Origin of the sequence: Dactylosporangium sp. CA-052675 (assembly GCF_050947935.1) — a bacterium.
In the GTDB taxonomy this organism is placed as follows: domain Bacteria; phylum Actinomycetota; class Actinomycetes; order Mycobacteriales; family Micromonosporaceae; genus Dactylosporangium.
Genome location: NZ_CP192010.1, coordinates 5473254 through 5497574, shown reverse-complemented (window position 1 = coordinate 5497574; position 24321 = coordinate 5473254). Strand labels below are relative to the sequence as shown.

Annotated in this window: 22 protein-coding genes; 12 read left to right on the top strand and 10 right to left on the bottom strand. The window is 75.4% G+C overall.

The genetic code is table 11. The features are described from left to right. Nucleotides 1-60 precede the first annotated feature (60 nt). Nucleotides 61-1254 carry an acyltransferase family protein gene (locus tag ACQP1P_RS25265; RefSeq protein ID WP_433073264.1) on the bottom strand — a complete coding sequence of 398 codons (1194 nt, stop codon included), beginning with the start codon at nucleotides 1252-1254 and terminating at the stop codon, nucleotides 61-63. A gap of 108 nt (nucleotides 1255-1362) precedes the next feature. Continuing rightward, nucleotides 1363-1785 carry a MarR family winged helix-turn-helix transcriptional regulator gene (locus tag ACQP1P_RS25260; protein ID WP_433073261.1) on the bottom strand — a complete coding sequence of 141 codons (423 nt, stop codon included), beginning with the start codon at nucleotides 1783-1785 and terminating at the stop codon, nucleotides 1363-1365. Between the two features lie 83 nt (nucleotides 1786-1868). Here ACQP1P_RS25260 and ACQP1P_RS25255 point away from each other — a divergent pair, with 83 nt between their 5' ends. Then, nucleotides 1869-2249 carry a MarR family winged helix-turn-helix transcriptional regulator gene (locus ACQP1P_RS25255; RefSeq protein ID WP_433073258.1) on the top strand — a complete coding sequence of 127 codons (381 nt, stop codon included), beginning with the start codon at nucleotides 1869-1871 and terminating at the stop codon, nucleotides 2247-2249. A gap of 193 nt (nucleotides 2250-2442) precedes the next feature. Next, a complete protein-coding gene (locus tag ACQP1P_RS25250; protein WP_433073256.1) occupies nucleotides 2443-3468 on the top strand; it encodes a hypothetical protein in 1026 nt (341 codons plus the stop codon). Here the strand turns inward: ACQP1P_RS25250 and ACQP1P_RS25245 are convergent. After that, a complete protein-coding gene (locus ACQP1P_RS25245) occupies nucleotides 3363-5822 on the bottom strand; it encodes a hypothetical protein (RefSeq protein ID WP_433073253.1) in 2460 nt (819 codons plus the stop codon). The genes ACQP1P_RS25250 and ACQP1P_RS25245 overlap by 106 nt on opposite strands. Before the next feature lie 388 nt (nucleotides 5823-6210). Here ACQP1P_RS25245 and ACQP1P_RS25240 point away from each other — a divergent pair, with 388 nt between their 5' ends. The 5 genes from ACQP1P_RS25240 to ACQP1P_RS25220 are packed head-to-tail and all read left to right on the top strand — an operon-like array spanning nucleotide 6211 to nucleotide 8122. Continuing rightward, nucleotides 6211-6333, top strand: coding sequence for a hypothetical protein (locus tag ACQP1P_RS25240; RefSeq protein WP_433073250.1), 123 nt, complete (start codon nucleotides 6211-6213; stop codon nucleotides 6331-6333). Further along, the gene (locus ACQP1P_RS25235) at nucleotides 6326-6907 is read left to right on the top strand and encodes a hypothetical protein (RefSeq protein ID WP_433073247.1); all 582 of its coding nucleotides are present in this window, start codon (nucleotides 6326-6328) and stop codon (nucleotides 6905-6907) included. The genes ACQP1P_RS25240 and ACQP1P_RS25235 overlap by 8 nt, the downstream gene beginning before the upstream one ends. Next, nucleotides 6904-7533, top strand: coding sequence for a pentapeptide repeat-containing protein (locus ACQP1P_RS25230; protein WP_433073244.1), 630 nt, complete (start codon nucleotides 6904-6906; stop codon nucleotides 7531-7533). Before ACQP1P_RS25235 ends, ACQP1P_RS25230 begins: the two co-directional genes overlap by 4 nt. Next, on the top strand, nucleotides 7530-7832 hold the full coding sequence (locus ACQP1P_RS25225; protein ID WP_433073241.1) for a DUF1905 domain-containing protein: 303 nt from the start codon (nucleotides 7530-7532) through the stop codon (nucleotides 7830-7832). Before ACQP1P_RS25230 ends, ACQP1P_RS25225 begins: the two co-directional genes overlap by 4 nt. Next, nucleotides 7832-8122 carry a hypothetical protein gene (locus ACQP1P_RS25220; RefSeq protein ID WP_433073238.1) on the top strand — a complete coding sequence of 97 codons (291 nt, stop codon included), beginning with the start codon at nucleotides 7832-7834 and terminating at the stop codon, nucleotides 8120-8122. Before ACQP1P_RS25225 ends, ACQP1P_RS25220 begins: the two co-directional genes overlap by 1 nt. A 97-nt stretch (nucleotides 8123-8219) precedes the next feature. Here the strand turns inward: ACQP1P_RS25220 and ACQP1P_RS25215 are convergent, their stop codons facing one another. From ACQP1P_RS25215 to ACQP1P_RS25205, 3 genes are read right to left on the bottom strand one after another with little or no spacing between them, the layout of a single operon-like run. Further along, a complete protein-coding gene (locus ACQP1P_RS25215) occupies nucleotides 8220-9035 on the bottom strand; it encodes an SDR family NAD(P)-dependent oxidoreductase (protein ID WP_433073235.1) in 816 nt (271 codons plus the stop codon). Next, the gene (locus ACQP1P_RS25210; RefSeq protein WP_433073232.1) at nucleotides 9026-10330 is read right to left on the bottom strand and encodes a flavin-containing monooxygenase; all 1305 of its coding nucleotides are present in this window, start codon (nucleotides 10328-10330) and stop codon (nucleotides 9026-9028) included. The genes ACQP1P_RS25215 and ACQP1P_RS25210 overlap by 10 nt, the downstream gene beginning before the upstream one ends. 33 nt (nucleotides 10331-10363) lie before the next feature. Further along, nucleotides 10364-11014: a TetR/AcrR family transcriptional regulator gene (locus ACQP1P_RS25205; protein WP_433073229.1), complete on the bottom strand. Its 651-nt coding sequence runs from the start codon at nucleotides 11012-11014 to the stop codon at nucleotides 10364-10366. Between the two features lie 43 nt (nucleotides 11015-11057). Here ACQP1P_RS25205 and ACQP1P_RS25200 point away from each other — a divergent pair, with 43 nt between their 5' ends. Further along, nucleotides 11058-12389 carry an MFS transporter gene (locus ACQP1P_RS25200; protein WP_433073226.1) on the top strand — a complete coding sequence of 444 codons (1332 nt, stop codon included), beginning with the start codon at nucleotides 11058-11060 and terminating at the stop codon, nucleotides 12387-12389. Here ACQP1P_RS25200 and ACQP1P_RS25195 read toward each other — a convergent pair. Both ACQP1P_RS25195 and ACQP1P_RS25190 read right to left on the bottom strand, forming a co-directional pair. Beyond that, nucleotides 12386-13240 carry an alpha/beta fold hydrolase gene (locus tag ACQP1P_RS25195; protein WP_433073223.1) on the bottom strand — a complete coding sequence of 285 codons (855 nt, stop codon included), beginning with the start codon at nucleotides 13238-13240 and terminating at the stop codon, nucleotides 12386-12388. The genes ACQP1P_RS25200 and ACQP1P_RS25195 overlap by 4 nt on opposite strands. 85 nt (nucleotides 13241-13325) lie before the next feature. Next, nucleotides 13326-16169, bottom strand: a complete 2844-nt coding sequence (locus tag ACQP1P_RS25190; protein WP_433073220.1) for a GH92 family glycosyl hydrolase — start codon at nucleotides 16167-16169, stop codon at nucleotides 13326-13328. A 205-nt stretch (nucleotides 16170-16374) separates the two neighbouring features. Here ACQP1P_RS25190 and ACQP1P_RS25185 point away from each other — a divergent pair, with 205 nt between their 5' ends. Then, nucleotides 16375-17493: a hypothetical protein gene (locus ACQP1P_RS25185; protein ID WP_433090127.1), complete on the top strand. Its 1119-nt coding sequence runs from the start codon at nucleotides 16375-16377 to the stop codon at nucleotides 17491-17493. Between the two features lie 195 nt (nucleotides 17494-17688). On the opposite strand, the gene ACQP1P_RS25180 is transcribed toward ACQP1P_RS25185, so the two are convergent. Both ACQP1P_RS25180 and katG read right to left on the bottom strand, forming a co-directional pair. Further along, nucleotides 17689-18102 carry a nitroreductase family deazaflavin-dependent oxidoreductase gene (locus ACQP1P_RS25180; RefSeq protein ID WP_433073217.1) on the bottom strand — a complete coding sequence of 138 codons (414 nt, stop codon included), beginning with the start codon at nucleotides 18100-18102 and terminating at the stop codon, nucleotides 17689-17691. Nucleotides 18103-18174: 72 nt separating this feature from the next. After that, the gene (gene katG / locus ACQP1P_RS25175) at nucleotides 18175-20376 is read right to left on the bottom strand and encodes a catalase/peroxidase HPI (RefSeq protein ID WP_433073214.1); all 2202 of its coding nucleotides are present in this window, start codon (nucleotides 20374-20376) and stop codon (nucleotides 18175-18177) included. Between the two features lie 112 nt (nucleotides 20377-20488). Between katG and phzG the strand changes: the two genes are divergently transcribed. The 3 genes from phzG (at nucleotide 20489) to ACQP1P_RS25160 (ending at nucleotide 24269) form a co-directional block, all read left to right on the top strand. Continuing rightward, nucleotides 20489-21094, top strand: a complete 606-nt coding sequence (gene phzG / locus ACQP1P_RS25170; protein WP_433073211.1) for a phenazine biosynthesis FMN-dependent oxidase PhzG — start codon at nucleotides 20489-20491, stop codon at nucleotides 21092-21094. A 78-nt stretch (nucleotides 21095-21172) separates the two neighbouring features. Continuing rightward, nucleotides 21173-23596 (top strand): SpoIIE family protein phosphatase, encoded by a 2424-nt coding sequence (locus ACQP1P_RS25165; protein WP_433073208.1) that lies wholly within the window; start codon nucleotides 21173-21175, stop codon nucleotides 23594-23596. Between the two features lie 46 nt (nucleotides 23597-23642). Further along, complete coding sequence (locus ACQP1P_RS25160; protein ID WP_433073205.1) at nucleotides 23643-24269, top strand: hypothetical protein; 627 nt, start codon at nucleotides 23643-23645, stop codon at nucleotides 24267-24269. The last annotated feature ends 52 nt before the right edge of the window (nucleotides 24270-24321 follow it).

Here is a 24321-nt window from a genome sequence, read left to right as displayed (position 1 = left end):
CGCCGTCCCCCCTCCGTGGGCCATGTCCGCCCAGTAGACGCGCGCGGCGGCCGGCGGGGTTTAGAGCCGCCGCGGCGGATCGTCGCCGACGCCCGGTGGCCGGCCCGGCGCCGCGGCGTGGGCGGGGACATGGCCGGGGACATGGCCGGGGACATGGCCGGGGACGTGGCCGGGGGACCGGTCGCCGGCGGCCGTTCGCTGGGCCGGCAGCAGCGCCGGGCGGCGGCGCGCGGCGAGATCCTCCACCGGCCCCAGCACCAGCACCGGGACGCAGAGCAGGACGAGGGCCACGGCGAAGTACCCCAGTTCGGTCGCGGGCCCGAGCTGCCACACGTGCAGCCGGTCACCGACCCCGAAGCACAGCGCGATGGCGATGTTGTGCCAGAGGTAGATGGTCACCGCCCGGGCGTTGAGCAGCGTGACCGCGCGGTCCAGCAGCGGGACCCGCCGCAGCCACCGCATCGCCGGGGCGGCCCGCAGCAGCAGGATCGCGAAGCCGAAGGAGTAGAGGCCCTGGGCGAGCGGGATGTCGTTGAGGTTGCCGGTGCCGTCCTCGGCCGGATGGGTGAACGCCCAGGCGGCACCGGCCGCGAGAGCGCCGCCGGCCAGCGCGGCCAGCGCCGCCGGGTGCAGGCGGCGCAGCGCGCCGGTGCGGTGCGCGAACCCCGCCATCCAGCACGACCCGAACGTGGCCACGTCGAGCACCACCGCCTCGGCCCGCCCGCCGAGCACGTCCAGCCCCGCGTGCCCGGGCACCAGCTGGGTGGCGGCCAGCACGGCCAGCGGCAGCGCCGTCGCGACGACCGGCAGCCGGCGGAACAGCCGCCACGCCAGGGGCGAGAGCAGGACCAGCCACAGGTACGTCACCAGGTACCACAGCACCACTGTCGCGTCACCGGCCCAGGCGCTGCCGGGCGGGTCGGCGAGGGGCACGAGCCAGAACACCAGCAGGCGCAGGTCGCGGCCGTCCGGGTCGGCCGCCGTCCAGCCGTGCCACAGCATCACCGGCACGACGAACGCCGCCAGCACCCACAGCGCGGGCAGCAGCCGCCGGACCCGGCCGGTCACCGCCCGCACCGCCGAGCGCTGCAGCGACGCGGCCATGAGGGAGCCGCCCAGGGCGAACATGACCCCCATCGCCGGGAAGGCCCAGCTGAGCCACACCACGCTGAACATGTGGAACACCACGACCCGGGCGATCGCCACAGCGCGCAGCACGTCCAGATAGCGATCACGACCGGCAGGCAACGTCACAGACGACATGGTGACCGCCGGCCGGTGCGCCCGCGGCCGCTTCGCCGAGACCTGGCCGACCCGCCGACCCCGGACGTGGACGCCGCGGCCCCGGGCCGAGCGTGGACGCTACTCGTGCGGCCGCACGATCGCGGTCAGCAGCCGGACGAGCTCGGCCCGCTCGGCCGGGCTCAACGGGGCCAGGACGTCGTCCTCGGCCTCGGCCAGCAGGCCGTCCAGGGTCGCCAGCTGCCGGCGGCCGCGGGCGGTGAGGCTGATGACGTTCTGGCGGCGGTCGGCCGGGTTCGGCGCCCGCTCGACCTGCCCGCGCCCGGCCAGCTCGTTGACGACCGCGACGATGTCGCTGCGGAAGATGCCGGTGCGCTCGCTGAGCTGGGCCTGGCTGGCGGGGCCGGACTCGTCCAGCGTGGCGAGCACGGCGAAGTGCCACTTGCGCGCGTCCGCCGTCGCCAGGCCCTCGGTGACCCGCCGGTCGGACTGCATCGCGGCCAGCGACAGCAGCCGGGTCGGCAGGGAGCTCAGCCGTCTCACCACCGCACTCTACCACTTGCGTTAGTGCGACTAACGGTCTAGCGTTTGCGTTAGTCGCACTAACGATTAACGGAGGGGTTCCCATGGACTTCGGCACGCAGCTGATCGGCCGCACCGAGAAGGCGCTCAACGCGATCCTCGAGCGGCTCCTGGCCGGCCCCGGCCTGACGGAGCGGCAGTGGGTCGCGCTGAGCCTGACCATCGGCGGCGGCTCGATCCCCGCCGCCCTGCACATCGACGGGGCCGCGGCCGACCGGCTGGTGGCGCAGCTCGCCGAGCGCGGCCTGGTCGACGCCGCCGGCGCGGTGACCGCTCGCGGCCATGCGGTGTTCCGCGAGGTCCGCGCGGCCGTCCTCGACGTCACCCACCGGCTCTGGGGCGACCTGCCCGAGGCCGACCTCGCCGTGGCCGGCCGGGTGCTCGACACGGTGCTGACCCGCGCGAACGCGCTGCTGCCGGCCTGAGCCCGCGACCGGCAGCCGGACTCGCTCCGGCGAACGGGTCGCGGCCCGCCGCCGACCGGGGAGCGCGGGCCGACGAACGGCGCGAAGATCGCGGGATTCCGTATGACGGTCTTGTGACGGCGCCGGGGCTTCCATAGATTGGCGCAGGACCGGGCGGCTCACGCAGCGTCACGCCGAATCGACGGGGAGTCCGATGACGACACAGGGCTGGGGCGGCGCGGGCGGCGAGCCGTGGGACCAGGCGATGCACAACGTGCAGGCCGCCTACCGCAACGCGCGGGTCACCTACACCGATCCGGACGAGTTCGCCGACGACAGCGTGACTTGGAAGCAGCTGCGGCCGCACACGGTCCGGGCCTCGAACGTCGCGCTCGTGCTGTCGCTGGCGACCTTCGTCATCGTCTGCTGCGCGTGCGGCCTGTTCGCCAACATCGGCACCAGCTCCCAGGGCGACCTGAACACCCTCGGCGCCGCGACCGGCGCCTCGGTGATCGTGCCGGCGATCGTCATCGCGCTGGCGTTCATCGCCTGGATCGTGGCGCTGTTCTTCCCGATCAAGGAGCCGATCGCGGAGTACGCGCTGCTCGTGGAGAACCGGGCCGCGGCCGCCCCGGCGGTCTACGGCTACATGCTGCAGTCCGCGGCCCAGCGCGCCCTGCCGTTCCCGATGGCGCCGGTGCGCATCGCCGGGCAGTACCTCATGTCCTTCGGCGACACGCGGCTGCAGTCGCTCGTCGCCGTGCAGACCTACGGCACCGACCTGTACTTCGGCTGGACCATGTGGCGCTCCCGCTCGACGATCATCCTGATCGGCCACGCGCTGCGCGACGGGTTCCGGGCCATGGCCGGCGGGGCCAGCTACCGCTCCGCGATCAACGGCGGGCGGACCCGGGCGCTGCGCGAGATCACGCACAGCATCACCCGCCTCGGCGTGCAGTCGGCCATCGCCGGGCTCGGCGCGACCGAGGAGACCAACCGGCTCGTCGCGACCACGCCCGAGGCCCCGATGCCGCCCGGCTCGCAGATCGCGCCGCCGGCCATCGCCCCGGTCATGGTCGTGCCCGTCGCGCCGCCGCAGCCGGTCACCGGCGCCTGGCCGCAGGTCCGGCCCGGCTACCCGGCGAGCGCCCCGCCGGTCAGCGCCCCGCCCGTCAGTGCCCCGCCCGTCAGTGCCCCGCCGCAGAGTGCCCCGCCGTACGGAACCCAGCCGCCCCAGTGACCGGCGCGCTCGTCCCCGCCCCCTACCTGCTCGCCGGGCCCGGCCGGGTCTGGGGCTGGGTGGCGCTGCGGGTCACCGCGGCCGTCGACCTCTCGCGCCGCTCGGAGTACGCCCGCCTGGACGTCGCCGAGCGGCTCGATCGTGCCGTCGGCGAGCAGGCCGCCTACCTCGGGCAGTTCCTCGCGCTGCCGGAGACCGAGTCCGTGGCCCTGCGCCTGCTGCGTCTCGAGCCCGGGCGCATCGAGGTGTACCTGCTCGGCCGCGTCGAGCAGCCCAACGCGGACCTGGCCCTGCGCGCCGCCCGCTCGCTCGCGGCCACGCTGGCCAACGTGCCCGAGCACGTGCGGGTCGAGCCGCTGTCCGAGGCCGGGCGCGTCCGCGAGGTGCTCTCCCCGTTCGTGCCCGCGCCGGGCGGGATCGCCCAGGTGCACAAGCGCATCCGGCTCGCCCGGCCCGAGCGCGTCGACGCCGGCGTGCCCGCGTACGTGGCCGTCGAGCCGTTCGGGCGCCGGCCGCACGGCTGGGAGGGGCTGCTGGAGGCGGTGCGGCTGCACCCCTCGCCGGTGGCGCTCTGCGTGGAGCTGACCGCCGGGGCGGTGCCCCCGGCGCTGCGCCGGATGCTGGAGACCGAGGCCACGCGCTACCGGCGCCTCGCCCAGCCCAACGAGATCCCCGCGGACGTCGGCGGCCAGATCCGCATGCCGGCCGACGGCGGGGCGGTCGTCATCGAGCCCTACTACCTCGACGCGCTGCGGCGCTACGACGGCCGCGCCTTCCGCTTCGGGGTGACCGTCGCGAGCCCGCAGCCGCTGCCGGAGACCCTGATAGGGCTCGTCGGCGCGACCGTGAGCCCGGCCCCGAAGGCCCAGCCCGAGCGCGACGACCCGCAGACCGTCCTCAGTGGACACGCGGTGGCCCGGCCGGCGGGCCCGGCCGAGCACGACGCGCTCGTGCGCGCCTTCACCACCCTGCAGCCGCTGGAGTGGGGCGGCGGGGAGCTCGACGCCGTCCTGCGCGCCGAGTCCGCGCCCGGCCGCGTCCCGGCCCGCGACAGCCTGCGCCTGCTGCGGCTGCTCGCCGACCGCGACGAGGCCGCGAGCCTGTTCCGGCTGCCGCTCGCGCTCGAGGGCCACGCGCCCGGGATCGCGGTCGTCGCGCCGCGCGACCCCGTGCGGGTCGTCGCCGCCCCGACCGGCCCGGCGCTGCTGCTCGGCCGCCAGCCCGGCGCCGGCCCGGCGGGGGACCCGACCGGCAGCTCGATCGGCAGCTCGATCGGGGGCGACGTCGGGTTCGCGGTCGCGGACCTGCCCCGGCACGGCTTCATCGTCGGCACGCCCGGGTCCGGCAAGACCAACACCGCGCTGCACCTGTGCCGGCAGCTGCGCGGCCACGGGGTGCCGTTCGCCGTCATCGAGCCGGTCAACGCGGCCCTGGACGACTACCGCTGGCTGGCCACCCTCGAGGACTTCGACGACCTGCTCGTGTTCACCGTCGGGGACGACGAGGTGGCGCCGCTGCGGCTCAACCCGTTCCAGGTGCCCGACGGGGCGACCGTGAACTCCCACGTGTCCAACCTGCTCGCCTGCTTCGAGGCCGCGTTCGGGCTCTGGGACCCGCTGCCGTTCCTCTACCGCCGCGCGCTCGTGGAGACCTACCGCCGCCGCGGCTTCCACGCCACGCACCGCGCCCGGCCGGCCGACGGCGAGCGGTGGCCGGTGCTGCCCGAGTTCGCCGGGGCGCTCGCCGAGGTCGTGGAGCAGCTGGGGTACGCCGGCGAGACCCACGCGAACATCGACGCCGCGGCCCGGCTGCGCGCCGAGGCGCTCGTCGAGGGCGCGTGCGGCACGACGCTGAACTGCCGCCGCTCCTACGACATCGCCACCCTCATGCGCCGCCCGGTCGTCTTCGAGCTCGCCGGCGTCGGGGACAACGCCAAGGAGCAGTCGCTCATCACGCTGCTGATCATCACGGCGATGCGCGGCTGGTACCGGCAGCACCGCCGCTCCTCGGACGCCCCGCACGTGGTGCTGCTGGAGGAGGCGCACCGGGTCTTCCCGCGCGCGACGCCGCAGAACGGCTCCGGCGACCAGAAGGAGGGCAACGCGCAGGCCCTCGCCGCGGAGCGGATCGCGCAGGGGCTCGCCGAGGATCGCAAGTACCGGCAGTCGTACCTGCTCATCGATCAGCAGGTGGGCAAGGTCGCCGAGGACGCGTACAAGATCACGAACCTGAAGATCATGCACCGCACCGCGGCCGAGGAGGACCGCCGGCTGCTCGGCTCGACCATGGGCATGCACGACGACCAGATCGAGGCGGCGGCGGCCCTGCGCCCGTTCGAGGCCGTCGTGTCGCACAACGCGCTCGATCAGGCGGTGCTGGTGGCGGTGCCGGACGTGCGCGCCGAGGACGCCCGGCGCCGGGGGCTGGCGGAGGCCCCGCTCGCCGACGACCCGCTGCTGCGGGCCCGGTTCGAGGCCTGGCGGGCGGCCGAGCCGAGCGTGCGGGACGCGCTCGCGCCGTTCGCGGAGTGCGCCGGGTGCCGGCACCGCTGCGTCTTCCGGCCGCGGGCCGAGGCGGTGCTCGGCGGCGCCGCGGGCCGCGACGACGCGGGGCGGCTGCTGGCGTCGATGGGGACGTCGGCCTGGTTCGCCGCGCTGCCGGCGCGGATCGACGAGCTCGGCGGGGGGGCCGCCGGAGGCGCCGGACGGGACCGATCCCGACGCCTGGCGCGCCGACTATCGCGTGTGCCTGTTCGTGCACGCGTTCCGGCGGCGGTACCCGCCCGCCGTGTGGACCGACAACGACCGGCGCTCGTCGGTGAACTGGGCCCGCGACGTGCGCCAGGCGGTCGACGGCCATGGGTGACCGGCACAGCGACCTCACGCCGCCGCAGCCGGAGTCCCCGGTGCCGGGCGGGGACACGGTGCCCCGGCGGGGCGACACGACGCCGGAGCCGGAGCCCGCCGAGGGCGTCGCCGAGCTGGGGGAGGCCGCGGGCCTCGCCGGCGGCCGGGACACGGTGCCCTTCCGCGGAGACTCGGCGCCGCTCCCCGACGCTCCCGAGGCCCCCGGCGCCGCCGGCGGGGCGGGCGAGACGCTGGGGGAGGCGGTGCGGGCGGTCGAGGGAGGCGTCGAGTCCGCCGGCGGCCCGGCCCTGGAGCGCGACCTCGGCAGGCTCGTCGACGCGGCCGGCCAGGGCTGGGACGTCAAGGCGCCGGCCGACATCTTCCGGTCGGGGCCGAACGCGGGGGAGCGGATGCCGGCCGGGCAGCCCGGCGCCTACGACGGCGACGTCTTCGAGGACCAGCTCGACGGCGCCCTCGCCAAGGGACTCAACGTCATCGTCGACACCAGCGGCCTGTCGAGGGACGCGAACGCCGACGCCCGCCGCCGCGCCGACGAGCGCCCCGAGTGGGCGGGCCGGGTCCTGTTCCGATGACGACATACGGCCGAACCCCGGTCGCCTGGCCCGCCGACCCGCGCTCCCGGGCCGCGCTGGAGCGGGCCCTGGCCGGCGGCGACCCGTTCGGCGGCGTGAGCGCGGACCTGCGCGGCGCCGACCTGACCGGCCTGGACCTCGCCGCCGCGGACCTCACGGGCGCGAACCTCACCGGCGTCCGGCTGGTCCGCGCGAACCTCGCCGCCGCCCGGCTCCGCGGCGCCGAGCTGACCTCGGCGAACCTCTCCGGCGCCGAGCTGGCCCGCGCCGAGGCCGACCGCCTGCACGCCCCCGGAGCGGCGTTGCGGGCCGCCCACCTGTTCGCCGCCGACCTCGTGCGCGCCGTCCTCACCGGCGCCGACCTGCGCGACGCCCTGCTCAACTCGGCCACGCTGATCGGCGCGGACCTGCGCGGCGCGGACCTGCGCGCGGCCTCGCTGCGCTACTGCGTGCTCGGCACCCCCGCCGCCCCGCTGCGCCTGGCCGGCGTCCGCCTCGACGGCGCCGCCCTGACCGGCGCGGTGGGCTGCGTGTCGGGCGCGGCGGCGGTCGGCGACGAGGTGCTGGCGGGCCCGGCCCTCACGGCGTGGTTGCGCGGCCGCGGATGTGTGATGCTGAGCCCATGATCGTCGCGTTCGAGGCCGAGCTGTGGGAGTGGGACGCCCGCCGCGGCGACTCCTGGGTCTTCGTGAGCCTGCCGGTCGAGCCCTCGGAGGAGATCCGCGAGCTGACCGCCGGCACGCGGCGCGGCTTCGGCTCGGTGCGCGTCCGGGCGCGGATCGGCACCACGGCGTGGAGGACGTCCATCTTTCCGTCGGGCGACGGCCCGTACGTGCTGCCGCTCAAGCGCGCCGTGCGCACCGCCCAGGGCCTGGGGGTCGGCGACACGGCCGCGGTGACCGTCGAACTGCTCGACGCGCCCTAGTGTCGCAGGAGTACGGCCGCGACCCGTGGCGCGAGGTCCGCCGCGCACCGGCCTGGCTGACGTTCGCGACGACGTGGATCGCCCTGCTGTCCGGCGCCGCCCACCTGTATCTCGGCGCCGCCCGGGTCGTGTGGCTCGCGGGCTCGGGCGTGCTGGTGCTGTCCTGCGTCGTCGCCGTGCCGCTGCTGCGGGCCCGGGCGCGCGAGCGCCAGCGGCGCCTGGCCGGCGGGACGCTGCTGCTGTGGGCGGCGGGCCTGCTGACCGTGCTCGTCGCCGCCGCCCTGCACTAGCTGCCCCGCGTCGCGGCGGCCGGCCGCGCACGGTGATGCGTCGCCCGGTCCCGGCTCAGCGGTCCCGGCTCAGCGGGCGCGGCTCAGCGGGCGCGGCTCAGCGGGCGCGGCGGCGCATGCCGGACGCCAGCTCGGCGGCGTCGAGGTCCCCGGCGGCCAGGCGGGCCCGCACGGTGCGGGTGACCATCGCGGCGGCCAGCGACGGCAGGTGCCGGGCGATCGCCATCTCGACGCGGCCGCGCGGGGTCGTGGCCACGTCGCGGGGCGGGCGCTTCGCGGTCGCCGCGTGCAGGATCGCGGCCACGACGCCCTCGACCGGCTCGCGGCGCGAGACGCCCTCCAGGGACAGGCCGGCCCGCGCCGTGGCGTCGTGGATCGGGGAGGCGACCATGCTCGGGTACACCACGCTGACGCCGATGTGCGAGCCCACCTCGAGGCGCAGCGCGTCGGCGTAGGCGGCGAGGGCGCGCTTGCTCACGCCGTAGGCCGCGGCCAGGGGCAGCGGCAGCACGGCCATCCGGCTCGCCACGAACACGACCCGGCCGCGGGCGCGCTCCAGGGCCGGGATCGCCGCCGCGGTCGTGCGCCAGGCGGCGAGCAGGTTCACCTCCAGCTGGCGGCGGACCTCCTCGCCCGGCGGCAGCTCGGCCGGGGCCGGGCCGCCCACGCCCGCGTTGTTGACGAGCAGGTCCAGGCCGCCGAGGAGGTCCACGGCGTGCTCGACGGCCGGCGGTACCTCGGCGTCGCGGGTCAGGTCGCAGCGCAGCATCGGGGCCGGGCTGGTGATGGAGGGCACGAGGTCCAGGCCGACGACCTGCGCGCCCGAGGCCAGCAGGCGCTCGGTGAGGGCCCGGCCGAACGTGCCCGAGGCGCCCGTGATCAGGACCCGGCGGCCGTGCAGCGTCAGCGCCATCGCACGTCGCCTTCCGCGGGCCGGCGCCGCAGCTCGGCGGCGGCCTCGGCGAGGTACGCGTCGAAGTCGACGCGCATGGCGGGCCGCCGCGAGCCCCAGCGCCGCGTCGCCGCGCGCAGGTGCCGGTCGCAGTCCGCGCGCTGCGCGGCCGGCGGCGGCAGGGCGTACCGCCCGGCCAGGAAGGCGCCGACCAGCCGGGCCTGCGCCTCGACCACGGGCAGCGCGGCGCCGGTGGACTGCATGAGGCCCACGAAGAACAGGCCGGGCGCGTCGAGGTGGAAGATCCGGCGGTACAGCGGCAGACGGTCGGCCCCCGGGCCCAGCAGGGCGGAGTCGAGGAACGGCAGGTCGACCCGGTAGCCGGTGCACCACACGATGAGGTCGACGGGGTCGCGGCGGCCGTCGGTGAAGCACACCGCGTCGCCGTCGAGGCGCTCGATGCCGGGCCGCACGCCGATCTCCCCGTGCGTGATCCGGGGGAGCAGGCCGTCGGAGAGGGTCGGGTGGTCCTGCAGGAAACCGTGCGCCGGCGCCGGCAGCCCGTAGCGCTGCGGCGGCCCGACCGCGAGGCGCAGCAGCCGCTCGCTGACCCGCTGCCGCAGCCGCCACGGCAGCCGGCGGGCCAGCGCGCCGTTGAGCGTGTCGGCGGGCCGGCCGAGCAGGTACTTCGGCACGATCCAGACCCCGCGGCGCAGCGACAGCAGGGTGGAGACGGCCACGTACGAGGCGTCGACGGCGATGTCCATGGCCGAGTTCCCGCCGCCGACCACGAGCACCCGGCGCCCGGCGAGCTGCTCCGGCGCGCGGTAGTCGTGGCTGTGCAGGGACTCGCCGCCGAACGGGCCCGGGTACATCGGCTCGGGCCGCCGGGGCACCGCGTTGTGGCCGGTGGCGACGACGACGGCCGGGGTCCGCCAGGTCCCGGTCGCGGTGGCGACGGTCCAGGACTCGTCGGCGTCGCGGGTCACCGCGGTCACGGTCTCGCCGTGGCGGATGTCCTCGGCCAGGCCGAAGGCGTCGGTGTAGGCGGCGAGGTAGCCGGCGATGTGCTCGTGGTCCGGGTAGTCGGGCCAGTCGGCGGGCATCGGGAAGTCCGCGAACTCGGTGCGGGTGCGGCTGGTGTTGAGGTGCAGCGTGCGGTAGGCGGACGAGCCGGGCGCACCGAACACCCACAGGCCGCCGGGGCGCTCGCCGGCGTCGAGGCACACGACGGGGACGTGCCGGTCGCGCAGCGCCTTCACGGTGGCCAGGCCGGCCGGGCCCGCGCCGATGACGACGACCGGTTTATCCAACACGTGATGGATAATGCGCCGAGACGCCGGCGCCGGTCAAGCCGTGCCGTACATCCGCCGCAGCCATCGATGCGCGAACGTCCGCGCCGCGCGCTGCCGGTCCGGGTCCGGGCCCTCGTGCAGCACGTGCACGGCGTGCGCGTGCAGGGCCCAGATGAGGCTGCGCACCGCCGTGTGCGGGTCGGGCTCGTGCAGCACGCCGGCCGCGTCGGCCGCCGTGAGCAGGTCGGCGACCTGGGCGTACAGCGGCGCCGAATACCGCTCGTCGAGCCCCTCGTGCCCGGCCGGGTCGAGCCAGCGCCGCAGCCACAGCCCGGTGTTCTGCGGGTGCGCCTCCAGGAAGTCCACGAACGTGTCGACCAGGCGGTGCAGCACCGGCAGCACGGCGTCGGCCCCGCCCGGCAGCGCCAGGCGCGCGTCGGCCAGCACCGGGCCGAGCGCGGCCCGCTCGGCGTCGTGCACGAGCCCGAAGCAGGCCTCGTACAGCGCCGCCTTCCCGCCGGTGTGGTGGTGCACGGTGGCCACGTCGACGCCGGCCGCCTCGGCGACCTGGCGCAGGCTCACCGCGGCGAACCCGTGCCGGGCGAACAGGCCCACCGCCACCCGCAGGATCGACTCGCGGGTGGCGGCGCGCTCGTCCCGCCGGGGGCGGCCCGGTCCGCGGCGGGGGGTGTGCTGAGGCTCCATCGTCGCCTAGTATCCATCAACCGTTGAATAACCTGGGGGCGGGATGGACGGCACGCGGCTTCCCCGAGGCGGCCTCGCCGCGTTCGCGACCGGCTCCTTCGGCATGGGCATCTGGGTCACGGTGCCGGGGCTGTTGCTGCTGTACTTCCTCACCGACGTCCTCGCCGTGGCCCCGCTGCTGGCCGGGGCCGCCCTGCTCGTGCCGAAGATCGCCGACGTGGTGCTGCACCCGTGGGTGGGCACCGTCTCCGACGCCGGCCTGGCCCGCCACGGCAGCCGCCGCCGCCTGCTGCTGGCCGGCTGCGCGCTGGTCCTGCCGTTCGCGGCGCTGTTCGCGGTGCCGGCCGGCCTCTCCGGTCCCGCCGCGGCCGGCTGGGTCGCGGTCGCCTTCGTCGCGGGCAACCTGCTGTTCGCCGCCTACCAGGTGCCCTACCTGTCCACCCCGGCCGACCTCGCGATCGGCTACCACGAGCGCACCCGGCTCATGGGGTTCCGCATGGTGGTGCTGACCGTCGGCATCCTGGCCAGCGGCCTCGCCGCCCCGCTGCTCGCCGGGCGCGAGGACCCGACCCGGGCCGGCTACGCCACCATGGCCCTCGTGCTCGGCGGGCTCATGCTCGCCGCGATGCTGGCCGGCGTCGCGGGCGTGGGCCGGCTCGCCGCCACGGCCCCGCTGGAGCGCCCGCGGTCCGGCCCCGCGCTGCTCGCGGCGCTGCGGGACCGCCAGTTCCGCCCGCTCGCCGGCTCCTACCTGGCCATGTCGACCACCTCGCACCTGGTGCTCGCCGCGGTGCCCTACTACACCGAGTACGAGCTCGGCCGCCCGCGGCTCACCACGGTCCTCGTCGCCGCGTTCCTGGCTCCGGCCCTGCTCGCGACCCCGGCCTGGGTCGCGCTCGCGCGCCGCTGGGGCAAGCAGCGCGGCCTGCTGCTCGCCCAGGCCGTCTTCGTGGCCGGGTGCCTCGTGCTCGCGGCCGGCGCGGCCGCGGGCGTGGCGGTGCTCGTGGCCGCGGTGGCCGTGCTCGGGGTGGCGTTCGCCGCGCTGCAGCTGCTGCCGTTCTCGATGCTGCCCGACGTCGTGGCCGCCTCGGGGCGGCCGGAGAGCGCGGGCAGCTACACGGGGGTGTGGACCGCGGCGGACTCGCTCGGCGGGGCGCTCGGGCCCTACGTGTACGCCGCCTGCCTGGCCCTCGGCGGCTTCGTCGCGGGCGCGGACGCGACGGCCCAGCCGGCCTCGGCGGTCACCTGGATCCGGCTCGGCTTCGGTGCCGTGCCGGCGGCGCTGATGCTCGCGGCGATCGTGCTGCAGCGCCGGTACCGCCTCGACGCGTCCGCCTCCGCCGGGGAGCCGGCCGCAACCCGGGAAGCGGTCTAGACCATACGCTCAACCAAGCGCAGGGCCTCGGCCGCGATGAGCTCCGGCTCGGTGAACATGACCAGGTGCCCCGACGCCGCGGCCGGGACCAGCCGCCCGTTCGGCAGCGCGTCGGCCGTGCGGCGGTGGGCGTCGGTCACCGCCGCACGCACCCCGCGGTCGAAGCGGGCCGGGGCCGTGCCGGAGATGACGGTCACGGGCAGGTCGCCCAGGCTCGGCGGCTCGTCCCGCAGCGGCCCGAGGTCCTCGAGCAGGCACTCCAGCTCGGCCGCCATCGTCCGCGCCGCGCGCACCGTGAAGTCCTCGGCCCGGTGCTCGGCCGCCACGTCCGACGGCTGGACCATGCCCGGCCGCGCGGCCATCGGACGGTACAGCCCCGTGCGCGCCATCGCCCCGACGAGCCGGCGCGTGAGCGCGAAGCGGCGGCGGGCGGCCTTGGCGAAGTACAGCTCGCACCGCTCGTCCGTCGGGTCGACCAGCACGAGCCCGCGGACGCGGTCCGGCTCGGCCGCGGCCGCGGCGCGCACGAGCGGGCCGCCCCAGCTGTGCCCGACCAGGACGAACGGGCCGTCGCCGAGCGCCCGCAGCAGCGCGTCGAGGTCCGCGGCCATCCGGCCGAGCGTGAGCGGTTCGGGGTCGTCGTCGCTGCGCCCGGTGCCGGCCCGGTCGTAGACCACGGCGCGGGTCCGGGCGGCGACGAGCGGCTGCACGAGGCCCCAGACGGAGCGCGACAGGCCCATGCCGGAGGCGAAGACGACGGTCGTGTCGCCCTCGCCCCGGGCCATGTAGTGCAGGCGCCGCCCGTCCGCAGTCCCCGCCCAGCCGCTCTCGCCGTACGAATGCTCCGCCACGCGAATAGGTTAGGGCAGCCTCACCGGTCGGTGGCTGAGAGAGCGGTCACGTCCGGGCCGCCCGGCCCGGCGGCGCACAGGTTCCTCAGCCGTACGCCTCGAACTCGTAGATCCGCGCGGCGCCGCCGGTGCCCGACTGCTCCGCGGTGATGACGTTGAGCCGCAGGTACCGTGCCGAGACATTGACCGCGTGGCTGGTGACGCTCGCGGTGTTCCCGCGGGCCGACACGATCGTCGTCCACGTCGTGCCGTCGCTGGACGCCTGCACGTCGTAGTCCTTGGTGTTCCACGCCGTCGACTCCCCGCCGGCCCCGGCGTGCCGGACGGTGATCGTCCTGACCGTGGCCGCGGCGCCGAGGTCGACCCGCCACCACTTCGAGGCGCTCGTCGAGCACCACTTGTCGCTGGTGCCGCCCGAGACGCTGCCGTTGTCCGCCTTGGCCGCGCCCTCGTTGGCGTTGCAGGACGAGTCCGCGGTGGCGGGCTTGTTCAGGGCCAGGTTCGACGAGGCCGGCGGGGCCGAGTCGAACGACGGCGGCGCGTCGGCGGCGGCGCTGCCCCACGCGGTGTTCGCGGTCGTGCCGAGGGTCAGCTCGACGGTACCGCCGGCCGCGAGCAGGCTCTCCGGCAGCCACGGCCTGGTGGTCGTGGCCCCGTTGAGCTTCGCGCTCTGGATGTAGGGCGCGTTCGTGGCGGCGCCGGTGCCGGTGATGGTGATGGTGGCGCCGTTGCCGCGGTGGATCGCGACCTGGCTGAACAGCGGGCTGCCCAGCAGCAGCTCGCCGCGGCCGGGGGCCAGCGGGTAGACGCCCATGGCCGCGAAGACGTACCACGACGACATCGCGCCGAGGTCGTCCTGGCCCGGAATGCCGCCCGGGGCACTGGACCACAGCGTGTTCACGACCTGGCGGACGGTCTGCTGCGTCTTGTACGGCTGGCCGGCGAAGTCGTAGAGCCACGGCGTGCCGATCGACGGCTCGTTGCTCAGGTCCGACTTGGTGCCGCCGGCCTTGGACAGCGCCCAGCTGCCGTCGGCGGCGTGGAAGAACGCGTCGAGGCGCGACGCGGCCGGGCCGGCACCGCCCATCTTGGCGAACAGGCCGTTCACGTTGAAGGGGACCATCCAGGTGTACTGCGCCGCGCTGCCCTCCGCGAACCCGTCCGAGCTCGCCGGGTCGAACGACTGCCAGGCCCCGGCGGAGTTGCGCTGCTGGATGTAGCCGGTCGCGGGGTTGAACACGTTCTTCCAGTGCTGCGCGCGCCCGAGGAAGGCCGCGGCGTTGCCGGTGTCGCCGAGGCGCCCGGCCAGCTGCGCGATGCCGAAGTCGGCGGAGACGTCCTCGAGGGTTTCCCCCGCACCGCCCCACGCGTTGCCGTCCGACGGCACGTAGCCGATGGACAGGTACTTGTCCAGCGACGGCCGCTCGCCGACCACCATCACGTTCCAGCCGGTGCGGCTCAGGTCCGCGGCGGTCACGGTCGTCGCGGCGTGCACCATCGAGCTGAGCGCGCCCGCGGCGTCGAACGCGGTGCCGCCGAAGGCGTAGATGCTCGCCACGGCCGCGTGGCCGGGATCGCCGGTCATCACGTGCGTGCCGCCCTGGTTGTGCGTCCAGCGGTCCCAGACGCCGTTGTTCTGGTTCGCCTGGTTGAGCAGCGACTGGGCGATGTCCGCGCCGATGTCGGGCCGCAGCAGGGTGACGAGCTGGACCTGGTCGCGGTAGACGTCCCAGCCGGAGAAGTTCGCGTACTGCGCGTGCTGCGCCCCGGAGACCGTGTGCACGGCCTGGTCCATCCCGCGGTACTGCCCGTTGGTGTCGCTGAACACGTTGGGGTGCAGCAGGGAGTGGTACAGCGCCGTGTAGAACGTGGTCTGCTGCGCGCTCGTGCCGCCGGTGACGGCGACCCGGTTCAGCTCCGCGTTCCAGGCGTCGTGGGCCCGGGTCCGCACGGTGTCGAAGGTCGTGCCGGCCGGGTTCTCGGCGTCGAGGTTGGCCTTGGCGTTGGCCGCGCTGACGTAGGAGATGCCGACCCGGACCCCGACCGCCTGCCCGGAGCTGGTGTCGAAGGAGACGTACGCGCCGGAGCCCTTGCCCGCGGGCGGCCAGCCGGCGGTGCCGTAGGTGGTGCCGCCGCTGGAGCTCGTGGACCCGGGCGAGAGCGTGCCGTCCTGCCAGGTGCCCGTGCTCGCGAAGGGCTTGTCGAAGGCGGCGTAGAAGTACAGCGTGTAGTAGCTGCGCCGGTCCTCGGTGTTGATGTAGCCGCAGAAGTTCCCGCTCGTCACCGACCCGCTGATGGCCCGGTTGGCGCTGTCGACCGTGGTCGTCGCGGCGCTGGAGCCGACCTCGGAGTTCGAGGTGCGCACCAGCAGGGAGGCGGTCTTGCCGGCCGGGTACGTGAACCGGCCCGCGCCCGTGCGGGTGGTGGCCGACAGCTCCACGTTGACGCCGGAGTCCAGGCCGACGCGGTAGTACCCCGCGGTGCCGGTCTCGTTGGCGTGCTGGAAGCTGCTCGCGTAGGTCGCGTCGGTGCTGTCCGAGGAGGGCGACGAGGTCACGGTGCCGGGGTACGGCAGGAATGGAATGTCCCCGGATCCCCCGGCGCAGCCCGTGCCCGACATGTGGGTGAGGCTGAACCCGCGCGTGCGGGTGACGTTGTAGTCGTAGCCGCCCGGCTGCGGGGTGCGGGTCTGGTCGCCGCGCGTGTTCTCGGGGCTCCACTGCACCATGCCGAAGGGCGTGTCGGCCCCCGGGAAGGTCTCACCGGAGTTGGCGGATCCGATGAGTGTGTCGACGGCGGCGGCGGGATCGGCGGCGGGATCGGCCACCGCGGCGCTCGCGCCGGGTACGGCGCTCAGCTGGGCGGCGCTGACGAGCACGGCGAGTGCCGCCGAGGCCGTCAGGGCACGCCGAAGGGCTTGTGGACGCACGGGGATACGCCTCCTGGAGGGATGGCTGCGCCGCCGCAGGGCTCTGGCGGGAGCGCGGCGCGGGGAACGGGTCAACGACCTTCGTCGATCACTAAAGGAAGCTAACAATGCTTGCCATCGATAACAAGGCCAAGTTTTGTAAAATTTTGCCGCTCCCGATACCGGCGTGACAGGACCACGCTCGTGCTGGAGTCTTTGGCGCGTGATGGAGGCTGCGCGGCATGAGCTGGGCCGGATGCGGGACTCGTCGGCGGCGTGGCGGGAGCTGCGCTACGAGCGGGCCACGGGCGCCGACGGCCATGACTGCGACGGTCGTGCGGCACGCCGGGCGATGGTGTTGTGGGCGTTGCAGTACGACCGGCGCCCCGAGGATCTCCCGCTGGTGCGGTGGCTGGCCGAGCAGGAGGCGCTGTGCCGGCGCGAGGCGCCCTTGCAGGGGCTGACCGGCGAGACCGAGCTCGCCGGCTTCCTGCTCGCGCGGCATCGGCGGGTGCAGGACGTGTGGCGGCACTGGCAGATCAAGCGCGCCAACTTCGACACCTGGTGCGGCTACGACGTCGAGCACCTGGTCGCCGCGGGCGTGCGGGCGACCGTCAGGTTCGTGCGCGAGCGCGAGCACCCCGACCGGGACGCGGTGCTGGAGCGCCTGCTGGACGAGGACGGCCGGCCGCGCGTGTCCGAGGCGGACGTCGAGCGGTGGTGGCACGGCGAACGGCGGCGCTTCCCGGCCGATCCGGCCGCCGAGGCCCCGCTGACGTGGGTGGAACGGGCCAAGCTGCTCGGCGAGCGCGGGCTGGCGCGCGAATGGCTGGACCGGTGGGCGGCCGGTCGGCAGCGGGACCAGGACACGCTGCGCCGGCTTCGGCACGAGCTGGCGGATCTCGGAGCGTTCGCGGATGCGGCGACGGTGCAGCGCGAGAGCCTGGCGTTCGCCGACGATCCCCGGGACCGGGCTTCGGCGTGGCAATCCCTGGCCGGGCTGGAACGTCGGGCCAGCGACCACCGCGCCGCCTGGGAGGCGCTGCTGGAGTGCCGCCGAGCCCTGCACGGCGTGGCCGGCTGGACCGGTGTGGGCCTGGGGCGGATGTACGTCGAGGAGCTGTTCCTCCTGGCCGGTGCCGCGGAGGGCGAGTTGGCGCAGACGGTGTTCGCCGAGGCGCACCGGCAGGCGCCGCGGGTCGCGGGACTGCCCCTGGTGGTGCTGCGGGCGGCCACCGAGGCGGCCCGGAACGTCGGCGACCAGGCCAGGGCGAAGCACTACCGCAGGCTGCGCGACGCCGAGCAGCGGCGCATCGATCGCGAGCTGGGCCGGGCCCGCTCCTGATTGCGGCAGTCACGCGGCGTCGAACTCCTCGACTGCCGTCAGTGCAGGAGAGCAGGCAGGCCGGCGCCGCCACGAACACGTCCAACGCGGGTCGCCGGTCGGCGCCGGCTCACCGGCCCATGTGCCGCACCGGCCGCTCGACCTGAATGACGCCGGACTCACCTCGCCCGCCGTCGCGTCAGTGCGGGATCCAGGTCAGGTCCGGGTCAGGGCGATCAGCGGAATGCGCCGCGCCGTCTTCGTCTGGTAGTCGCCGAACCCGGGCATCCGGGCCACGAGCCGCTGCCACGTCGCCGTGTAGTCCTCGCCCAGGATCTCCTCGGCGTGCACGGCGACGGTCTCGGTGCCGACCTCGGCGGTGGTGTCGGGATTGGCCTTGAGGTTGTGGTACCAGTCGGGGTTCTTGTCCGCGCCGGCCGCCGAGGCGACGATCACCATGCGGTCGCCGTCGGGCAGGTAGGCCACGGGGTTGACGCGTTCCGTGCCGGTCCGGGCGCCGCGGTGGTGGATGAGCAGCAGCGTGCCGCCCTCGAACCGTCCGCCGACCTTGCCGCCGTTGGCGCGGAACTCCTCGATGATCTGCGTGTTCCAGTCGCTCACGGGATCCATCAGAACACGATCGCCCGCCGCGCGGCGAGGGGTGAGCGGCACCGGCCGGTGCCGCTCACCCCTCGTGCGGGATCACGCCACGTCGAAGCGGTCCAGGTTCATCACCTTGTCCCACGCCTTCACGAAGTCGCGGACGAACTTGTCCTTCGCGTCGGCGCTCGCGTAGACCTCGGCGATCGCGCGCAGCTGGGAGTGCGAGCCGAAGACGAGGTCGACGGCGGTCGCGGTCCAGGTGACGGTGCCGTCGGCCGCCCGGCCCTCGTAGACGTGCTCGTCGGACTTCGACACCGACCACTCGGTGCCCGCGCGCAGCAGGTTGGTGAAGAAGTCGTTGCTCAGCGTGCCCGGCCGGTCGGTGAACACGCCGTGCGCGGTGCCGCCGTGGTTGACGCCGAGCGAGCGCAGGCCGCCGACGAGCACGGTCATCTCCGGCGCGCTCAGGTTCAGCATGTACGCGCGGTCGACGAGCAGGACCTCCGGCGGCAGCTTCTCGCCGGGGCGCACCCAGTTGCGGAAGCCGTCGGCGCGCGGCTCGAGCACCTTGAAGGACTCGACGTCGGTCTGCTCCGCCGTCGCGTCGGTGCGGCCCGGGGTGAACGGCACGGTGATGTCGTGGCCCGCCTGGCGCGCCGCCTGCTCGACGGCCGCGCAGCCGCCCAGGACGATGAGGTCGGCGAGGGAGACGGGCCTGGACTCGGACGCGGACTCCGCCTGGATGCGCTCGAGCACCGGCAGTACCGTGGCGAGCTGATCCGGATCGTTGACCGCCCAGTCCTTCTGGGGCGCGAGGCGGAGCCGGGCCCCGTTGGCGCCGCCGCGCTTGTCCGTGCCGCGGAAGCTCGCCGCCGCGGCCCACGCGGTCGCGATGAGCTGGGTGGTGGACAGGCCGGAGCCGAGCAGCCGGGCCTTGAGCGCGGCGATGTCGTCCGCGCCGAGCGTGCCGGTCGCGGCCGGCACAGGGTCCTGCCACAGCTGCGGCTCGGGGATCCACGGCCCGAGGTAGCGCGAGATCGGGCCCATGTCGCGGTGCAGCAGCTTGTACCAGGCCTTCGCGAACGCCTCGGCGAGCTCCTCCGGGTGCTCGTGGAAGCGCTTGGCGATCGGCCCGTAGATGGGGTCGAAGCGCAGCGCGAGGTCGGAGGTGAGCATCATCGGGGCGTGGCGCCGCGAGGGGTCGTGCGCGTCGGGCACGGTGTCCTGGCCCGCGCCGCCCTTCGGGGTCCACTGCTTGGCCCCGGCCGGGCTGGTGGTCAGCTCCCAGTCGTAGTTGAACAGGTTGTCGAGGAAGCCGTTGTCCCACCGGGTCGGCGCGTTCGTCCAGGCGCCCTCGAGGCCGCTGGTGAGCGCGTCGGCGCCCTTGCCGGTGCCGGACGGGTTCTTCCAGCCGAGGCCCTGCTGCTCGATCGGCGCGCCCTCGGGCTCCGGGCCCAGGTGCGCCGGGTCGTGCGCGCCGTGCGCCTTGCCGACGGTGTGCCCGCCGACGATGAGCGCGACGGTCTCCTCGTCGTTCATCGCCATCCGGCCGAACGTCTCGCGGATGTCCCGCGCGGAGGCGAGCGCGTCCGGCACGCCGGCCGGCCCCTCCGGGTTGACGTAGATGAGGCCCATCTGCACCGCGCCGAGCGGCTCGGCGAGGTCGCGCTCGCCGCTGTAGCGCTCGTCGCCGAGCCAGGTGTCCTCCGGCCCCCAGAAGATCTCCTCGGGCTCCCAGATGTCCTCGCGGCCGAAGCCGAAGCCGAAGGTGGTGAAGCCCATCGACTCGTAGGCCACGTTCCCGGCGAAGACGAGCAGGTCGGCCCACGAGATCTTCTGGCCGTACTTCTCCTTGACCGGCCACAGCAGCCGGCGCGCCTTGTCGAGGCTGGCGTTGTCCGGCCAGCTGTTGAGCGGCGCGAACCGCTGGGCGCCGCTGCCGCCGCCGCCCCGGCCGTCGGCGGTGCGGTAGGTGCCGGCCGCGTGCCAGCTCATGCGGATGAACAGCGGCCCGTAGTGGCCGTAGTCGGCCGGCCACCAGTCCTGCGAGTTGGTCATCAGCTCGGTGAGGTCGCGCTTGAGCGCCTCGACGTCGAGCGTCGCGAACTCGCGGCGGTAGTCGAAGTCGCCGTCCATCGGGTTGGCGCGCGCCGAGTGCCGGTGCAGCACGGAGAGGTCGAGCTGGTTGGGCCACCAGTCCCGGTTGGTCCGCGGCCGGCTCGACGCCTTGGCGGTCGGGGCCGGGATGGCCGGGTTCTCGCTCTCGCTGGTGCTGGCGGTCACGTCCTTGTTGTCAGACACGTCGCTTCTTCTTCCCACGGTTTCTGGAATCAATCAAGTCTAAGTCGCTGACCAGCCTACCGTCACCCGCCCGGCGGGGCGCGCCGAACCCGCCGAACGGTACCGTGAAGGCGTGCCCACCGACCTGGACCTGCCCGAGTTCGAGGACCCGCCGGACGATCCCGTCGCGCTGCTGCGGGCCTGGCTCGGCGCCGCCGTCGAGCGGGGGGTCGGGCTGGCGAACGCGGTCGCCCTGGCCACCGCCGACGCCGGCGGCACGCCGTCCAGCCGCACGGTGCTCGTGCAGCACATCCGCGACGACGGGCTCGTGTTCGGCACGCACACCGTGAGCCGCAAGGGCCGCGACCTGGCCGCCCGCCCGTACGCCGCGGCGACGTTCTTCTGGCGCGAGACCCTCCAGCAGGTCCACGTCGCCGGCCCCGTCCACCGGCTGCCCGCCGCCGAGGCCGACGCGCTCTTCGCCGAGCGGGCGCCGCTCGCGCGGGCGATGGCGGCCGCCTCCCGCCAGAGCGAGCCGATGCTCGACGAGGCGGCGCTGCGGGCCCGGGCCGCCGAGCTGGGCGCGGCCGGCCCGGCCGCCCGGCCGGACACCTGGGACGGCTACCGCATCGAGCCCACGGCCGTCGAGTTCTGGCACGACAGCGCCGACCGGCTGCACCGCCGGCTGCGCTACGACCGGACCCCGGCGGGCTGGACCTCGGTGCGCCTGCAACCCTGAGGATTCGGCCACCACGGGAAACCTCCTCGCGCCGGGGAGGAACTGGCTTCCGCCCGGCGGGTTCGCCATGATGTGCGCATGGTCGACGGGACGGACGTGCTGCCCTCCGCCGACGTGCTCGCGATGCTCGACGCCGATCCGCAGGGGTGGGCGTTCGCCCGCGCGGTGCGCGACGGCGGCGGGCACATCGTGGACTTCGAGCTCGTGCACCTCAACGACGCCGGGGCGCGGTACCTCGGGCGGCCGCGCGCGCAGCTCGTCGGCCGGCGGCTGCGGGACCTGTGGGCCGACACGGTCAACGACAGCACGATCCTGCTGTACCGCAAGGTCGTCGAGTCCCGCGAGCCCGTCACCCGCACCGTCTACTACGACCGCCCAACCGTCGCCGGGCACTTCGAGCTGTGGGCCGGGCCCAGCGGCGACGGGTTCGCCGCCCGGTTCGTGGATCTGCGGACGGTCACGCTGGGGCCGCAGTCGGCGGGCGGGACGCGGCTGTACGAGGTGCTCGACGCCGCCTTCGACGGGTTCTCGCTCCTGCGCGCCGTGCGCGACGAGACCGGGGCGGTGCGGGACTTCGTGTGCGAGTACGTCAACCGGCCCGGCGCCGCGCTGACCGGCCGCTCGGTGGAGGAGACGATCGGGCGGCGCTGGAGCGAGCTGGCCGCGCCCGCCGGGCAGGCCCCGGACGCCCCGGACCTGCTCGACCGCTGGCGCGAGGTCGCCGAGACGGGCCGGCCGTGGCAGGCGCAGCTGCGCTTCGGCGATCTCGGCCAGGTCTGGCAGTTCGGCGCCGCGCCCGCCGGGGCCGACGGCGTGGCGGTCTCGTTCCGTGACGTCAGCACGCTCGTCGGGCAGCAGGAGCGGCTGGAGCAGAGCATGGCCGCGGCCCGCCGGGCGGCCGGGCGCAACGCCGCGCTGCAGGCGGTCACCGCGGCCCTCGTCGCCGCGAGCACGGCCGCGGACGTGTACGCGGCGATCGGCGCCGTGCTGCGGCCCTCGGCCGGCGGGCAAGGGCTGGCGGTGCTGCTGCGCCGCGACGACCACCTGGCGCTGCAGTACCACGCCGGCTACGAGCCGCAGGTGGTGGCGCGTCTGCAGGCGGTACCGCTGCGGCATCCGTATCCGGCGACCGAGGTCGCGCGCACCGGGCAGGCCCGCTACCTCAGCAGCCTGGACGAGTTCGTCGCGGCCCAGTCCGGCGACGCCGCCCCGATCCCCAGCGGCGGGCGGCAGGCGTGGGCGTTCCTGCCCCTGGCCGCGGCCGGCGACGTGCTCGGGACCCTGGTGATCGGCTACGGCACCCCGCGCGAGTTCGACGAGGGGGAGCGGGCCAACCTCGCCGCCTTCGCCGGCGTGTGCGCGCAGGCGATGCAGCGGGCGCTGCTGTTCGAGGCGCAGCTGTCCATCGCCGGGGAGCTGCAGCGGGCCCTGCTGCCCGCCGAGCTGCCGCAGGTGCCGGGGCTGCGGCACGCCGCGCGGTACCTGCCGTGGACCCACGGCGCCGACGTGGGCGGTGACTGGTACGACGTCATTCCGCTGGGTGAGGACGTGGTCGCGGTCGTCATCGGCGACGTCGTCGGGCACAACGCCACCGCCGCCGCGGTCATGGGCCAGGTCCGCAACGCGCTGCGGGCGTACGCGGCCGAGCGGCACAGCCCGTCCGTGGTCATGCAGCGGGTCAACCGGCTGCTGCTGGACCTGCAGCCCGACGCCGTCGCCACCTGCTGCTACCTCGAGCTGCACCTGGGCGAGGGGACCGCGACCGCCGTGCTGGCCGGCCATCCGCCACCCGTCATGCGCACGGGCGACGAGGCCGGCATCCTGGCGCTGCGCTCCGGGCCGCCGCTGGGCGTCAGCGCCACGGTCGTGTTCAGCGAGACGACGTTCCTGGTGCCCGGCGGGGCCAACCTGCTGCTCTACACCGACGGGCTGGTCGAGGACCGGCGCTACGACATCGACGACGGCCTCGCCGACCTGCGCAGCGCCGTCGGCGGCGCCCCCTCCGACGACCCGGGCGCCATGCTCGACCACGTGCTGACCTCCGGCGTCGGCCCGCGCCCGCGCACCGACGACGTCGCCGTGGTCTGCCTCGCCGTCGACCCGCGACCGGACGCCGAACGGCCGCCGACGGCCCAGCGGCGCTTCCGCGGCGACGCCGTCAGCGCCTCGGCCGCCCGGCGCTTCGCCGCCGACGTGCTCACCGCGTGGGGCGAGCGCCGCATGGCCGACGACACCCTGCTCCTGCTCGACGAGGTCATCACCAACGCCATCCAGCACACCGTCGGGGCCGTCCTGGTCCGCCTCGAGCTCGGCGCCGAGCGGCTGCGGGTCACCGTCGCCGACCGCAGCGAGCGGCTGCCCAGCCCGCGCCCGGCCGGAGCCGACAGCGAGAACGGGCGCGGGCTGCTCATCGTCGCGTCGGTCGCGGCGGCCTGGGGCACCTCGCCGATCCCGGCCGGCGGCAAGGAAGTCTGGTTCGAGGTCGCGCGCAACGGCCGCTGAGGGCTACGCTCGGTGGTCGGATCGATCGACCACGGGGGATGGTGCGGTGATCGGACGGGCCCGGGCGCCACGCGCGCAGCTCGCGTGGGATCGCGGCTGGCGCTACTCGAGGCGCGGCTCCCGGACCGGCTTCGGGGTGATCGAGGAGCGCTGGCGCCGGGCCGGCAAGGCCGTCGCCGACCTGGCCCCGGCCGACGAGCTGACCGGCGCCGTCGACCCCGCGGCCCGCCCGTTCACGCTGTTCGACACGACCGTGCTGGGTTCCGCGGGGTACCGCACCGTCAGCGTCCTGCACCTGCCCGTCGCCCTGCCGCCGGTGGCGGTGATGCCCGACCCCCTCGACGGCGAGCCGTGCGCCGAGGGGCGCGTCGGCCCGGTGCCGCCGTGGGCCGCGCTCGCCTTCCAGCACCCGCCCGAGCTCGACGGCGCGCCCCCGCCCGAGCACCCGTCGTTCGCCGGGGAGCTGGTCACCGGCGAGGTCCTCGACGTGACCCGGCGGCTCGGGCTGCTCGGCTGGCGCATCGCCGGGCGGGACCTCGTGTGGGTCTCCCGCCCCGGCGACCGCCTCGACCCGGACCGGGTGGTGGCGGTGCTGCAGGCGCTGGCGTCGCTGGCATCGGTACTGCCACCGGCCGTCGTGCGCGCCTACGCCCGCGACGTGCACCGTCCGTAGCCGGCCGGCGCGTGCGTGCGGCGCGGACATCGGCGGGCGTCACAGGACTATC

Excerpts from the sequence above, each read along its gene's own strand:
- ACQP1P_RS25255 (WP_433073258.1), top strand. The coding sequence starts at position 1,869 with ATGGACTTCGGCACGCAGCTGATCGGCCGCACCGAGAAGGCGCTCAAC.
- ACQP1P_RS25185 (WP_433090127.1), top strand. The coding sequence starts at position 16,375 with ATGGAGGCTGCGCGGCATGAGCTGGGCCGGATGCGGGACTCGTCGGCG.
- ACQP1P_RS25250 (WP_433073256.1), top strand. The coding sequence starts at position 2,443 with ATGACGACACAGGGCTGGGGCGGCGCGGGCGGCGAGCCGTGGGACCAG.
- ACQP1P_RS25165 (WP_433073208.1), top strand. The coding sequence starts at position 21,173 with ATGGTCGACGGGACGGACGTGCTGCCCTCCGCCGACGTGCTCGCGATG.
- ACQP1P_RS25225 (WP_433073241.1), top strand. The coding sequence starts at position 7,530 with ATGATCGTCGCGTTCGAGGCCGAGCTGTGGGAGTGGGACGCCCGCCGC.
- ACQP1P_RS25200 (WP_433073226.1), top strand. The coding sequence starts at position 11,058 with ATGGACGGCACGCGGCTTCCCCGAGGCGGCCTCGCCGCGTTCGCGACC.
- ACQP1P_RS25230 (WP_433073244.1), top strand. The coding sequence starts at position 6,904 with ATGACGACATACGGCCGAACCCCGGTCGCCTGGCCCGCCGACCCGCGC.
- ACQP1P_RS25235 (WP_433073247.1), top strand. The coding sequence starts at position 6,326 with ATGGGTGACCGGCACAGCGACCTCACGCCGCCGCAGCCGGAGTCCCCG.
- ACQP1P_RS25180 (WP_433073217.1), bottom strand. The coding sequence starts at position 18,102 with ATGGATCCCGTGAGCGACTGGAACACGCAGATCATCGAGGAGTTCCGC.
- ACQP1P_RS25215 (WP_433073235.1), bottom strand. The coding sequence starts at position 9,035 with ATGGCGCTGACGCTGCACGGCCGCCGGGTCCTGATCACGGGCGCCTCG.
- ACQP1P_RS25205 (WP_433073229.1), bottom strand. The coding sequence starts at position 11,014 with ATGGAGCCTCAGCACACCCCCCGCCGCGGACCGGGCCGCCCCCGGCGG.